The following is a 14,340-nucleotide window of genomic DNA, read 5'->3' as shown; positions in this document are numbered from 1 at the left end:
TTCCTCTGCGATTCGAGATGCTAGAATGGCGACAATAAAAATTTAACCATCAAAATTGTTTTAGGGATTGAAACATAGTGAAAAAATTTTTTGTCGCCATCATTCTATTTGTGGCCTTTATCCTTTATTGGCAGACGCGTGACAGTTCACTCACTGTCCCTATTCAAGCAGCCGATACACCCAATGCCCCTACCGATAAATCTGCTAATGTGGCACCTGACACTGCAAGCTATTCGCAAGCACTCGATGGGCTAAATTACGCCGATTGCCGTAATACGCTTCAATCTGCCAAGGATATCAAGCAAAAATGGGCCGGAGAGCAAGATTGGGATCAACGACTCGAACAAGGCTACTCCATAGACGACATTACCCTGGCTATGGGTCACTTTCTCAACGAAAACTTTGCCGCCAGCTGGCGAGCCAAACAGCTCAAACATAATTCTCAGCTTAGCCAGATTAATCGCAGCCTAGGCGAGCAGGTAAAAGCGCTGATACCCGACTTACCGAGTTTCGTCCTCATAGAAAAAGCTGTTCCGCAGCCACAACTCGCCAACATAGCTGAGTTAACCCAAGAAGAGGCACTAGCCCTGCTTGGGTCCACAGAGATTTCAATCGATGACCTAAACTGGCTGCTGAAACAAGAGAGCTTACCTCAAACCCTCTTGCTACAAGCACTCAATCAAATCGAAGATGTCAACGCTTTACTTGGCTACGCTATTACACAGGATGAAACATTACATCTAATCGATACCGCAGCCTTTCATGGTCGCAACCAAGTGGTCTCGGCCCTACTAAACAAAGGTAGCCAACTGACTAATGATCCCTATCTGGGCACGACGATGGAATATGCCCTTGCAGGCCTCGATTATCGATTCCGTATGAACAAACTCAGCGATGATGGAGTCTTTAAGCACCAGATAGAGATCATCAGACTCCTGCAGTCGCAGGGGAGCCCGGCAAACTTCATCTCGAACACAGAACAGAGTGTTAAAGGATTCTTCCCAAGACACTTTTACAGTTTCGACGCCCAGCAAATCGCATTTCTACAGCAAACTCACGATTTAGCCTTGGCTCAAATCCTCCCCAAGCAGGGCCTGAGGTTCGATAAACAGAGCGTCTTAATGCAAGCTCTCGAGAAAGAGCTCGCAGAGCAGTTAACAACTATTGCTTCAGAGTCCGAGCGCAACCAATGCAAGAAAATTGTGGCTCGAGTCGATCAAGAGTGGCAACCTCGGGATCTCAACTTTTTCACCACTAAGCTCACTAATGAGGGGAAAACTGTTACCAGAGAAACCCTCAATGAAATCGATCCTATCCTGGCAGACTGTTCTTCAAAGTTTGCACCGAAAATACTTGGGGTAAGTTACCTTCACGATAGAGAGTTGGAAGATAAGGTCTACGGGTTCGCCCGCGAGAATAAGATCTCTGAAGCCATAAGCGTGTTAGAAGAGGCGCAGCTTAATGAAGCGGAATATCGCCATTTCTTCTATCAACTGCTAGGTAACGACCCCACTCATTTTATACCTTTACAGACTAGTCGCCTGCATCAGGATAGGCTCTCTTATACACTGTTATACAATGCCACCAAGAGTAAAATGGTCGATGTTATTACGCAGGGTATAGATATCGACGAGCTCGATTATTCTGGTACGAGCCTGCTCGACATAGCGATTACAATGGAAGACCTTCAACTGCTTAATTATCTCATCTCGCAGCACATTCTCTACCCCGAAAGAGTGGTTGGACGGGATCCTTTATATCTCTTGCTAGACACGAGTGATCATAGGTTCAATCCGGATCAACTCATGACCTATTTACCGCTTATCATGTCACTCGAACCGCCAATTCAGCCAGCACATATCAGGTTAATGGCGCTTTTACGGTTAAAATACACAAAATTATATGCTGACATGACCGAGCTATACCCCCAATTAATCGCACCGGAAGACGCACAACTACCACCGGCAATCTGCTTATATTATTAACCCTGCGTAAATCAGTGAAAAGGCGCCCAACTGGGCGCCTTCGATTCACATTCGATTGACTTGCTATAGCTGTTAACATACCTCACTTGCTACTCATGAAAGTCGACTTTCACCTTCTTAGCATCTTGCTGCAACTCGGCGGGTTTTGGTACATGAATGGCGAGCACGCCCTTCTTGTACTTGGCGGTGATCTGGTCGGCGTCGATGTTGAAGCCTAAAGGGATCTGCCGCTGGAACGAGCCAAATGAGCGCTCTCTCAGGTGATAGCCTTTCTCATCTTTCTCCTGCTCATGACGCTTCTCACCGCTGATGGTGAGATAATTACCGCGGATGTCGACGTCGATGTCCTTCTCTTCCATATCAGGCAATTCAGCCTTGATCTCGACATATTCGGCACATTCTTTGACATCAATGGCAGGCATCACGCCCAGCTCGGCGCGAGTGTTAGGCCAAGTGGTTAGCCAGTCTTTAGCAAAATCATCGAATACATTGTCTAGCCGCGAATGCAGAGCGGTTCGCGGATCATCTTTATGAAAGATTGAGGGGAAGAAAGATCGCATAACAAGCTCCTTTGTTGGTTGAATCTCCATAAGGCAAGATTCAGAGGATTTACGAACAGCCCAAAGCGCAAGCCCTCCGGGCTCCTTACTTTAATTTTAGTCCCTTAGTTCCTCTTTTTACGGACCGCAAGGGGCTATCTAGCGCTAGGTTAATCCAGATCAAATCGAGGTGAGAAATCACTTGTCTTGGCAGTGTTCAGGCACAGAATATGCCCTTATTTCCATGTAAAAACGCCTTCAGTTCATTGCAAAACAAAGGCAATATTATTATGAGGTTATAGCCGTTTTAACCATGTCTGAGTCGGCCACATTTTTAAAGACAGCGGGGAGAGACTTAGGTATGCTCTGAATGACACTATTTATCGAAAGGAATCGTTCATGGACACTGCATCCATCGACAGCGCGCCAGCGCCGACACCAACAACACAGGCGCCTACCCAAGCTAGCCCACAGGTGCCCACGCAACCCGCTATCCAGCCAGAGTTTAAACACTCGGGCCTGGGCATCGCCGCCTTTACCCTGAGTATCATCGCAACCCTATTAATCTTTGGCATAGTCACAGTGGCTGGCGTCATGGAGGCCACCACACCCGGTGGCATAGATGAGACATCGCCCGAGGCAATCGTCGTCGGCATGCTGATCTTTGCCTTCATCGGCCTGGCCTTGGTAGCCCTGGGGCTGGGAATTGGCGGCCTGGTGCAGAAACAACGCAAGAAGATCTTCGCCATACTGGGCACCATTTTCTCCTCGGTCGCCATTCTGGCCACCCTGGCACTCATCGCTTATGGCACCACGATTGACTAAATCAAAGGTTTTCCCTCTAAACAGGGAGGCGCTAACAACAAAAAAGGGGCCTAAGCCCCTTTTTTAGATTTGCAGTTGGTTTAACGCAGCACTTCCTCTAACGCTCTTAGGCAGAGGGCCACATTCTCGCGCCGCGCCCCGAAGCCCATTAAACCGATACGCCAGGCCTTACCGGCCAGGGCGCCCAGACCGGCACCTATCTCCAGGTTATAGTTTTCGAGCAGTTGCTTACGCACGGCGCCATCGTCTACTCCCTCAGGAATATAAACTGCGTTGAGCTGTGGCAGGCGAGAGCCCTCCTCGACCACAAACTTAAGCCCCAGATTTTCAAGTCCGTCACGCAGTAATCCGTGCATAGACTGATGGCGAGCCCAGGCATTTTCCAGCCCCTCTTCGGCCAGCAGGCGTAGCGACTCATGTAGGGCATACAGGGCATTGACCGGCGCCGTATGGTGATAGCTGCGCTTACCGCCCGCTCCCTGATCGCCACTCCAGTAACCCATGACCAGGCTCTGATCCAGAAACCAGCTCTGCACCGGCGTCTTACGCGCCTTGAGCTTCTCTACCGCCGCTGGCGAGAAAGAGACAGGCGACAAGCCCGGCACACAGGAGAGACACTTCTGGCTACCCGAGTAGATAGCATCTATACCCCACTCGTCAACCCTGAGCTCCACGCCGCCGAGGGAAGTTACCGCATCGACGATCGACAGACAATCATGAGCCTTGGCCAGCTGACACAGCCCCTTGGCGTCCGACAGCGCACCGGTTGAGGTCTCGGCATGCACGAAGGCGAGAAACTTGGCATCGGGATGAGCCTTTAGCGCCGCCTCGACATCGCTCAGTGATACCGGTGTGCCCCACTCGTTGTCTACCACCACGGCGGTCGCACCGACACGCTCGACATTCTGGCGCATACGCTCGCCGAATACGCCATTACGGCAGACGATCACCTTCTCGCCCGGCTCCACCAGGTTAACGAAACAGGTTTCCATGCCGGCACTGCCTGGGGCAGAGACCGCCAGCGTCATGGCATTTTCGGTCTGAAACGCATATTGAATAAGCGATTTAAGCTCATCCATCATGCCGACAAACAGGGGATCCAGGTGGCCTATGGTCGGTCTTGCCTGTGCCGCCAGAACCTCGGGATAGACATCCGACGGGCCCGGGCCCATCAAGACTCGGCGTGGGGGATTAAAAGGGGTAACTTTGGGTGCTGCTAACATCTCATATCCTCTATCAAGCCTTAGCTTGAGAAGTTAGGGTTAAGGCTAACTGTCGTTTTGTTTTGATGACGAAGGCTTTACGCCCCATCATCACCCTACGGATGAACAGTTACTTTCGTGCCATGACTGGCATCTTATTGCTTTGAATCTGTTGCAAGATAACATAAAAAAAGGCGCCATCGCGCCCCTTTAACGTTAAAGTTTGTCTCTGCTCGCGAAAGCAAAAAACATTAGTCGCGATTATCCAAAAACAGCTTATAGGCCGGGCTTTGGGTCTCTTCTTGATAGACGAAGCCCAGCTCGGTAAGAAACTGCTGGAAGGCGACGCTATCGCTCTCGGGCACCTCGAAACCGGCCAGCACCCGCCCGTAGGCCGCGCCATGGTTGCGATAGTGAAACAGGCTGATGTTCCACTTGCTGCGCAAGGTGGTGAGAAACTTAAACAGAGCGCCGGGATGCTCGGGAAACTCGAAGCTAAACAGTCGCTCCTGCAGCGGCTCTGGCGGCAGACCGCCAACCATGTAGCGCACGTGCAGCTTGGCCGTCTCGTCGTGAGACAGATCCTGCACCTCGAAGCCATCGCCCTCGAGCCTCGCCACTATCTCGTCCAGCTCAGCCTGGCCATGAGACAGGCGAATACCGGCAAACACCACCGCCTTCTCGCGGCTGGAGAAGCGGTAGTTAAACTCTGTCATGGCGCGCTTTTCCAGCAGCTCACAGAAGCGCAAGAAGATCCCGGGACGCTCCGGCACCTTTACCGCCAGAATCGCCTCCTTCTGTTCACCTAGCTCACAACGCTCGGACACATAACGCAGGCTGTGGAAGTTGACGTTCGCGCCGCTGAGAATCGCCGCCACCTTCTGCCCCTTGCCCTCGTCGCCGATATACTTCTTTAGCCCCGCCAGTGACAGCGCCCCCGCCGGTTCGGCGATGGCGCGGGTATCCTCGAAGATATCTTTGACCGCAGCGCAGATCTCATCTGAGGTGACGGTCACCACCTGATCCACATACTCACGGGCCAACCTGAAGGGCTCGGCGCCGATCTGCTTCACCGCCACACCGTCGGCAAACAGGCCCACCTGAGACAATACCACCCGCTCGTCAGCTTCCAGTGCCGCCTTGAGGCAGGCCGAGTCTTCCGGCTCTACGCCTATGATCTTCACCTGCGGCATCACCGCCTTATAGTAGGCCGCGATCCCGGCGATCAGGCCACCACCGCCCACGGGCACGAACACCACCTCAAGATCCCGCTGCTGTTGCAGCATCTCCTGGGCGACCGTGCCTTGCCCTGCGATCACCGCCTCATCGTCGAACGGCGCCACATAGATGCGCCCCTCATCGCGGGCGAGCTGCTGGGCATGCTCGTTGGCCATGTCGAAGGACTGGCCGTGCAGCACCACGGTGCCGCCGAGGCGACGCACCGCATCCACCTTGATATCCGGCGTGGTCTGGGGCATGACGATCACCGCGCTCACCCCGCGCGCCGAGGCCGACATGGCGACCCCCTGAGCATGGTTTCCCGCCGAGGCGCACACCACGCCCCGCTGACACTCCTCCTGACTCAGCTCGGCGATACGGTTGTAGGCGCCGCGCAGCTTAAAGGAGTGTACCGGCTGCATATCTTCACGCTTGAGAAATACCTGACACCCGAGGCGTGCCGACAGCTTGTTGAGGCTGGAAAGCGGCGTCACCTTGGCGACATCATAAACCGACGACAGCAAGATCTTCTGCAGATAATAGTGAGCGAGATCCAACTGAGACTGAGAGGCAAGGGCCAACATACTAATCCTCCAGCTTACTGACGTCGCGCACCGCGCCCTTATCGGCACTGGTGGCGAGCATGGCATAGGCTTTCAGCGCCAGCGACACGCTGCGCTCACGATTAACCGGCTTCCAGGCCTGCTTGCCACGGGCCTGCATGGCTTGGCGACGGGTCTCGAGTACTTCATCGCTCACCGCCAGTGTGATAGCGCGCGCAGGAATATCGATCTCGATACGATCGCCGGTTTCCACCAAAGCAATGGTGCCACCGGCCGCGGCCTCAGGCGAAACATGGCCGATAGACAAACCTGAGGTACCGCCGGAGAAGCGCCCATCGGTGATCAGCGCACAAGAGGTGCCCAGGCCTTTAGATTTCAGGTAACTGGTGGGATAAAGCATCTCCTGCATGCCGGGACCGCCTTTGGGGCCTTCGTAACGGATCACTACCACATCACCGGCAACCACCTCGCCGCCTAAGATGCCGGCCACGGCGTCGTCCTGGCTCTCATACACGCGGGCATGGCCGACGAAGGTATGGTTAGCCTCATCAACCCCGGCGGTCTTCACGATACAACCATCGGCCGCGATGTTGCCGGACAGTACCGCCAGGCCGCCCTCCTGGCTGAAGGCAAATTCGCGGGTGCGGATACAGCCCCCCTGGCGATCCACATCCAGGCTCGGCCAGCGACAGCTCTGGCTGAAGGCCTTAGTGGTGGGGATGCCGGCAGGGCCGGCCGCATAAAACTGCTGCACCGCCTCATCCTGGGTCTGGACCAGGTCATACTGGGCCAGCACCGCCTTGAGGCTCTCGCCCGCCACATGGCTGACATCCGTATGCAGCAGGCCTGCTCTGTCCAGCTCACCCAAGATGCCCATCACACCACCGGCGCGATGCACATCTTCCATATGATATTTAGGGGTCGATGGCGCCACCTTACACAGGTGCGGCACCTGGCGGGACAGGCGATCGATATCGGCCATGGTGAAGTCAACCTTGGCCTCCTGGGCCGCCGCCAAAAGGTGCAATACGGTATTGGATGAACCGCCCATGGCGATATCCAGTGCCATGGCGTTCTCGAACGCCTTGAAGCTGGCAATATTGCGTGGCAGCACCGACTCGTCATCATCGCGGTAATAACGGTTAGCCAGCGCCATCACCCGGCGACCGGCCTCAAGGAAGAGTTCGCGGCGATCGCTGTGGGTCGCCAGCAGTGAACCATTGCCCGGCAGCGACAAGCCTAAGGCCTCGGTCAGGCAGTTCATCGAGTTGGCGGTAAACATGCCCGAGCAAGAGCCGCAGGTGGGGCAGGCGCTACGCTCTATCTTCTCACTGTCTTCGTCCGAGACGCGATCGTCGGCCGCGGCCACCATGGCGTCCACCAGATCCAGTTTTATCAGCTTGTCCGACAGCTTAGTCTTACCCGCCTCCATGGGGCCGCCGGAGACAAACACCACGGGGATGTTGAGTCTGAGCGCCGCCATCAGCATGCCTGGGGTGATCTTGTCGCAGTTGGAGATACACACCAAGGCATCGGCGCAGTGGGCGTTGACCATATACTCGACGCTGTCGGCGATCAGCTCACGCGATGGCAGAGAGTAAAGCATGCCGCCGTGGCCCATGGCGATGCCGTCATCCACGGCGATAGTATTGAATTCTTTAGCGATACCGCCCGCCTCTTCGATGGCACCAGCCACCAGCGAGCCCATATCCTTGAGGTGCACGTGCCCCGGCACAAACTGGGTAAAGGAGTTGGCAATGGCGACAATCGGCTTACCAAAATCGCTGTCTTTTACCCCGGTCGCCCGCCAGAGGGCGCGGGCTCCGGCCATGTTGCGCCCTTGAGTACTGGTAGCTGAACGTAGTTTTGCCATGACACTTTCCTTCTGTTGCGTTGGCGGCCTGGCCACCTGAGCTAAATTGGAGCCTCAACGGCAAATCCACCGCCGAGGTTTTAATCTTATCTTAAAACTTGCATACGGGAGGTTAAAGCGGCTCTAACCAACCCCACTTATCCTGGGTCTCACCATTAAACAGGCCGAAGAAGCTCGCCTGCAAGGCCTGGGTCACAGGGCCGCGGCCACCGGCGCCCACCTCGATGCGATCGACGCTGCGCACCGGCACGATCTCGGCGGCAGTTCCCGTCATAAAGATCTCGTCCGCCAGGTAGAGAAACTCACGCGACATAGGCTCTTCGACCACCTCATACCCCAGGTCTCTCGCCAGGGTGATGATGGTATCTCGGGTGATCCCCAGCAGAATGGCCGCCGTGGCTGGCGGGGTATAGAGCTTGTTCTTCTTCACCACAAACAGGTTGGCACCGGCGCCTTCGCTCACCAAGCCGTTGACGTCCAGGGCGATCCCCTCATCGAAGCCGTTACGCTTGGCCTCGGTGGAGATCTGTAAGGAAGATAGATAGTTACCACCCGCCTTGGCACCGGTAGGAATAGTGTTCGGCGCCAGACGGTTCCAGGAGGTCACGGCCACATCGACGCCGCGCTCCATGCTGCCCTCACCTAAATAGGCGCCCCAAGGGAAGGCCGCCACCATGAGATCGCACTTCGCATCCTTAGGCGGAGTGATCCCCATGCCTACGTCGCCGAAAAACACCAGGGGACGAATGTAGGCAGCGTCGAGTTTGTTGCTCTTTACTATGTCGCGACAGGCCTGCATGGTCTCATCGAAACGATAGGGCACTGGCATGCGATAGATCTTGGCCGAGTCATACAGGCGCCGCACATGGTCGGTTAGGCGAAATCCTGCCGGTCCCTGTGGCGTGTCGTAGACGCGGATCCCCTCGAACACCGAGGTGCCGTAATGCAAGGCGTGCGACATCACATGTACCTTGGCATCCCCCCAAGGCATGATCTCTCCATTAAACCAAATCAACTCTGCTGTTTTTGCGGCCATCTTCTCTCACCTATCTGTTTCGCGTCTTAGGCGCTTGCGTGTTGGGGGTATCTTGTCGCGGCGGGCTTGGCCGAAAGGACCTCGCACTCGGTGACATCGATCAGTTTGTTCAGCTGATGGCTCAGAAGCTCGAGCGCGCGCTCGCTCTCCACCACCATGCCGAGCCGGGTGGTACCATTGTCACCCAGGTGCATATCCATCTCTGTGACCTTAAATCCACGGTGGCGTGTGACTCGCAGGACACGTTCTACCACCTCGGGTTGCTGGGCTAAGGTTAAGGCTAGGTTATAGATCATGTCTGCTTCTCCATCTCATCCATCATGTCGCGGTTACTGGCGCCGGGCGGCACCAAAGGCCAAACGTTGTGGGCTTCGTCGATTCTTACGTGCAGTAAGAAGGGCCCCTTTGCATCGAGCATCTCATCGAGCGCCGACTCCACCTCACCCGCCTGGGTAATGGTGCGTCCCGGGATATCGAAGGCCGAGGCCATGGTGACAAAGTCCGGGTTGTCGGAAAGGTCTGTCTCGCTGAAACGTTCTTCGAAAAACAGCTGTTGCCACTGCTTCACCATCCCCAGTTTCTGGTTATCGATCAGCAGGATCTTAAGCGGGATCTGACGTCGCTTGATGGTGGTCAGCTCCTGCACATTCATCATGAAAGAACCATCGCCGGAGACGGCCACCACACAGGCGTCGGGTCTGGCGACCTTGGCGCCAATCGCCGCCGGCAGACCAAATCCCATGGTGCCCAGGCCTGCGCTGGAGAGGTGATCTTCGGGGCGTCTGAACCACATATGCTGGGCGACCCACATCTGATGCTGGCCGACGTCGCAGGCCACCACGCTATCCTCGGGCAACTTAGCCGCCAGACGGTTGAGTAGCTTAGGCGCGAAGATCAGTTCGCCGGGTCTGTCGTAGCTCCAGGCATGCAGGGCTTTCAATCTGGCCACCTCGGTAAGCCAGGGGGCTATCTCCAGCGGCTGCGACAACGCAGGCAAGATCTCACGCAGATCCCCGGCGATGGCCACATCCGGACGTCTAAGCTTACCCAGCTCGGCGATATCGATATCCAGGTGCACCACCTTGGCATGCTCGGCAAAGCTGGCCAGACGACCGGTGACCCTGTCGTCGAAACGGGCGCCGACCACCAGCAGCAGATCGCACTCCTGCACCGCCAGGTTGGCCGCCTTACCGCCGTGCATGCCCAGCATTCCCAGATAACTCGGGTGGTCATGGGCTATGCTGCCAAGCCCTTTGAGGGTCGCGACCGAGGGCATGCCGCTCTGATTGATGAAGTCGCGCAGCTGCTCGACCGCGCCCGCCATGCCGACACCTCCGCCCACGTAAAGCATTGGGCGCTGAGCCTGGGCGAGCAGATTCTTAGCAGACTCGAGCAGGCTAGGGTCGACTTGGGGTTCGGCTTGTATCGCTTGGAGCGGCGCCTTGTAGTCCAGCAGGGCGATCTGGATATCTTTGGGTATGTCCACCAGCACTGGGCCGGGGCGGCCGGAGGCGGCGATTTCGAAGGCGCGGTACAGGGTAGGCACCAGCTCCTCGACATCTGTCACCATGAAGCTGTGTTTGGTGCAGGAGAGCGACATGCCCAGCACGTCGATCTCCTGAAAGGCATCTGTGCCGATCACCGCGGTAGACACCTGGCCCGTGATGGCCACCAGAGGAACAGAATCGAGCAGGGCATCGGCGAGGGCGGTCACCAGGTTAGTCGCCCCTGGGCCCGAGGTAGCGAAGCAGACACCCGTCTTACCACTCGCTCTGGCATAACCCACGGCGGCGAAGGCGGCGCCCTGTTCATGACGACTGAGCAGATGTTCAACCGGCGCACCGACCAGGGCATCGTAGATGGGCATGATTGCGCCACCTGGATAACCAAATACCGTGGTCACGCCGTGCGCGGCCAATGCCTTGATGACGGCGTCTGCGCCTCTGATCTTCTGCCCTTGTTCCATCTGCCCTATCCTGCGTAATTAAGTGTTTTTCTGGGTTAAGCAAGTCATGAGTGCTAAAAACAAAAAACCCCCGGTCCTTTCGGAGCGGGGGTTCTTGTTGCAATCTTGACCTGATTAGGTGTGTCGACGCGCCATGCGATGCCCCCGCTGTGATTTAATAATCACTACGGTAATAATCTCAATAATGAGGAGGGCAGCTTGGTTAAACATGGTGTCTTTCTGTTTCCTAATCTTTGTTTGCTTAAATTCTGTATCTCGGTCGACTCAATTTAGCCGACCTTTTAATCAATACCATAAAGCCAACGAATAACACAACCAAAACCTGCGACTATCTGTAAAAAGCCCTTTCACAGGCGTCTCGGGCAGCGCTAGCAAGCCAATCAAGACCAGATATTTCCCTACTCATGCGACTCTCGGGTTTGACTCTTGGGCCGACCCAGGCCCGACAATTCGAAACTGAGAGGACTCGGCCCAACCACTAAAAAAATCGTGGATTAATGTATTGATAATTAAGCTTCTTCTACGATGCGCTTCATCTCGGTCATGTAACCGCGAAGCTCGGCGCCTATGTACTCAACCGCGGTGTGACGGATAGCATCGTTCACCTCGATCAGACGCAGATTGTCGACGCCGTTGCCACTGTCTTTCAGGCCGCCGCCCAGGTACTCGGGAGACATCTGATTCACATAGTCACGCAGCAATGGTACGGCCGCATGGTTAAACAGGTAACAGCCATATTCGGCGGTATCAGAGATCACCACGTTCATCTCGTAAAGACGCTTACGGGCGATGGTGTTGGCAATAAGTGGTGTCTCGTGCAGCGACTCATAATAGGCCGACTCTTCGACGATACCGGCTGAAACCATGGTATCGAAGGCCAGTTCCACACCCGCCTTGATCATGGCGACCAGGAAGATCCCCTTATCGAAGTAGGTCTGCTCGTCAATCGCCTCATCGCATGCTGGGGCATTCTCAAAGCCAGTCTCATTGGTCTCGGCGCGCCATTTCAGCAAGTTGGCATCGTCGTTAGCCCAGTCTTCCATCATGGTCTTAGAGAACTCACCGCTGATGATGTCATCCATGTGCTTCTCAAACAGTGGCTGCAGAATCGCTTTGAGCTCCTCAGCCATCTCGAACGCCTTGATCTTGGCAGGGTTTGAGAGGCGATCCATCATGTGAGTGATACCACCATGCTTAAGCGCTTCGGTAGTGGTCTCCCAACCTTGCTGGATAAGCTTGGCGGCGTAGCCTGGCTCGATACCGTCGGCCACCATCTTCTCATAGCCCAGGATGGCACCGGTTTGCAGCATGCCACACAAGATGGTCTGTTCGCCCATCAGATCTGACTTCACCTCGGCGATGAAAGAGGAGTGCAGCACGCCGGCGCGATCGCCACCGGTAGCGCTGGCATAGGCCTTGGCCACTTCCAGGCCATCGCCCTTAGGATCGTTTTCAGGGTGCACGGCGATCAAGGTAGGCACACCGAAACCACGCTTGTACTCCTCGCGCACCTCGGTACCCGGGCACTTAGGTGCCACCATGATAACTGTGATGTCGGGACGCACCTGCATTCCCTCTTCCACTATGTTGAAGCCGTGAGAATAAGAGAGTACCGCGCCCTGCTTCATCAGTGGCATCACGGCATTAACCGCATCCGTGTGTTGCTTGTCTGGGGTCAGGTTAAGCACCAGATCCGCATCAGGGATCAGCTCTTCGAAGGTGCCAACACGGAAACCGTTGCCGGTGGCTTTCTGGTAGGAAGGACGCTGCTCGGCGATCGCCTGTTCACGCAGGGCAAAGGAGATATTCAGACCAGAATCGCGCATGTTGAGGCCCTGGTTAAGGCCTTGGGCGCCACAGCCCAGGATGACGATATTCCAGCCCTTGATATAGTCACAGCCTTGACTAAATTCGCTGCGGTCCATAAAACGACACTGGCCAAGCTGCTCTAATTGTTGGCGTAAATTCAGAGAGTTAAAGTAATTAGCCATCAGATTCCCTACCTTTAAACGAAACCGTTGAAAATGGGCTCAACCGCCTTGGCCAAGCTGTGAATGAGATCAACTATAGCCCATGTCTTTTGTTGCTTAAAATGATATATTCGAAACGTCACATTGCATTTTTTGCAATAAAGTAAGGGCCGATTTCACTCTCGAATCAAGCTGAAAAGGTAACGCGCCACCATGGATATTCGTACCATCAAACTCTATCTGCACCTGAGCAACAGTCTGCACTTTGCTCGCACCGCCCAGCAGATGCATGTCAGCCCCTCTACCCTGAGCCGAGCCATGCAGCGCCTGGAGGAAGAGGTAGGTGCTAAGCTGTTCGAGCGCGACAATCGCAGCGTGACACTCACCAATGCCGGCGTCGAGTATCGTCACTTTGCCGAGCAGACTCTGGATAACTGGAGCAAACTGAAACACAGGCTGGATCCCAAACAGGATCTGCTGCGCGGCCGCCTCAACATCTACTGTTCGGTCACCGCCGCCTATAGCCATCTGCCGGCGCTGCTGGATCGCTTTCGTAACGAACATCCCCTGGTGGAGATCGCCCTCACCACGGGAGATGCCGCCAATGCGGTAGAGATGGTGCGGCAGAACCGCGCCGACATCAGCATCGCCGCCAAGCCCGAGTCCCTGCCCGAGTCCTTGCATTTCATCAAGATAGACAATGTGCCCCTGGTGATCATCGCCCCCACCTTCAAATGCGCGGTGCAGGAGCTGCTGACCGAGCCCTATATTCCCTGGGATCGCCTGCCCTTCATCCTGCCGGAACATGGCCCGGGACGACTAAGAATCGAGAATTGGTTCAAGCAGTTAGGGCTCAGTGCCAATGTCTATGCCCAGGTCTCGGGGCAGGAGGCGATAGCCTCCATGGTGGCACTGGGCTGTGGGGTGAGTATCACGCCCGAGGTGGTGATTCAAAACAGCCCGGTGAAAGACAGGATCCAGCAGCTTAGCTCGCCGGTCGCCATTCCCCCCTTCGAGCTGGGCTGTTGTAGCAAGAAAAGCCGTGAAGATGAGCCGGTGATCGCCGCCTTCGTCAAAGAACTCAATGCGGTCAACTAGCAAAAAACTTGCTTAAAGCAGGCCTCTGCTATACTGATTTCATCGAAGAATTTTCAAGAGGTTAG

At 55.4% G+C, this 14,340-nt stretch carries 11 protein-coding genes; 3 read left to right on the top strand and 8 right to left on the bottom strand.

Annotated features, from left to right (window positions below):
* The first annotated feature begins 77 nt into the window (after positions 1–77).
* Positions 78–1,985, top strand: a complete 1,908-nt coding sequence (locus K0J45_RS01520; protein ID WP_220043964.1) for a hypothetical protein — start codon at positions 78–80, stop codon at positions 1,983–1,985.
* A gap of 89 nt (positions 1,986–2,074) precedes the next feature.
* Here the strand turns inward: K0J45_RS01520 and K0J45_RS01515 are convergent, their stop codons facing one another.
* Positions 2,075–2,545, bottom strand: a complete 471-nt coding sequence (locus K0J45_RS01515; RefSeq protein ID WP_011864102.1) for an Hsp20/alpha crystallin family protein — start codon at positions 2,543–2,545, stop codon at positions 2,075–2,077.
* 378 nt (positions 2,546–2,923) lie between these two features.
* On the opposite strand from K0J45_RS01515, the gene K0J45_RS01510 reads away from it, so the two are divergent.
* A complete protein-coding gene (locus K0J45_RS01510; protein WP_220043963.1) occupies positions 2,924–3,349 on the top strand; it encodes a hypothetical protein in 426 nt (141 codons plus the stop codon).
* Positions 3,350–3,429: 80 nt separating this feature from the next.
* Here K0J45_RS01510 and K0J45_RS01505 read toward each other — a convergent pair whose 3' ends face one another.
* The 7 genes from K0J45_RS01505 to ilvC all read right to left on the bottom strand — a co-directional run bounded on the left by K0J45_RS01505 (position 3,430) and on the right by ilvC (position 13,198).
* The gene (locus tag K0J45_RS01505) at positions 3,430–4,572 is read right to left on the bottom strand and encodes a pyridoxal-phosphate-dependent aminotransferase family protein (RefSeq protein ID WP_220043962.1); all 1,143 of its coding nucleotides are present in this window, start codon (positions 4,570–4,572) and stop codon (positions 3,430–3,432) included.
* Between the two features lie 230 nt (positions 4,573–4,802).
* A complete protein-coding gene (gene ilvA / locus K0J45_RS01500) occupies positions 4,803–6,353 on the bottom strand; it encodes a threonine ammonia-lyase, biosynthetic (RefSeq protein ID WP_220043961.1) in 1,551 nt (516 codons plus the stop codon).
* A 1-nt stretch (position 6,354) separates the two neighbouring features.
* Positions 6,355–8,205, bottom strand: coding sequence for a dihydroxy-acid dehydratase (ilvD, locus tag K0J45_RS01495; protein WP_220043960.1), 1,851 nt, complete (start codon positions 8,203–8,205; stop codon positions 6,355–6,357).
* Positions 8,206–8,317: 112 nt separating this feature from the next.
* Entirely contained in the window at positions 8,318–9,241 is a 924-nt protein-coding gene (locus tag K0J45_RS01490; protein ID WP_220043959.1) for a branched-chain amino acid transaminase, read from the bottom strand.
* Positions 9,242–9,267: 26 nt separating this feature from the next.
* Entirely contained in the window at positions 9,268–9,537 is a 270-nt protein-coding gene (gene ilvM, locus K0J45_RS01485; RefSeq protein WP_144203851.1) for an acetolactate synthase 2 small subunit, read from the bottom strand.
* On the bottom strand, positions 9,534–11,207 hold the full coding sequence (gene ilvG, locus K0J45_RS01480; RefSeq protein ID WP_220043958.1) for an acetolactate synthase 2 catalytic subunit: 1,674 nt from the start codon (positions 11,205–11,207) through the stop codon (positions 9,534–9,536). Before ilvG ends, ilvM begins: the two co-directional genes overlap by 4 nt.
* Before the next feature lie 509 nt (positions 11,208–11,716).
* Positions 11,717–13,198 (bottom strand): ketol-acid reductoisomerase, encoded by a 1,482-nt coding sequence (gene ilvC, locus K0J45_RS01475; protein ID WP_011864094.1) that lies wholly within the window; start codon positions 13,196–13,198, stop codon positions 11,717–11,719.
* A gap of 192 nt (positions 13,199–13,390) precedes the next feature.
* On the opposite strand from ilvC, the gene ilvY reads away from it, so the two are divergent.
* The gene (ilvY, locus tag K0J45_RS01470; protein WP_011864093.1) at positions 13,391–14,275 is read left to right on the top strand and encodes an HTH-type transcriptional activator IlvY; all 885 of its coding nucleotides are present in this window, start codon (positions 13,391–13,393) and stop codon (positions 14,273–14,275) included.
* Positions 14,276–14,340 lie beyond the last annotated feature (65 nt).

Origin of the sequence: Shewanella alkalitolerans (genome assembly GCF_019457575.1) — a bacterium.
In the GTDB taxonomy this organism is placed as follows: Bacteria; Pseudomonadota; Gammaproteobacteria; order Enterobacterales; family Shewanellaceae; genus Shewanella; species Shewanella loihica.
This window is presented reverse-complemented; position numbering and strand designations above follow the sequence as displayed.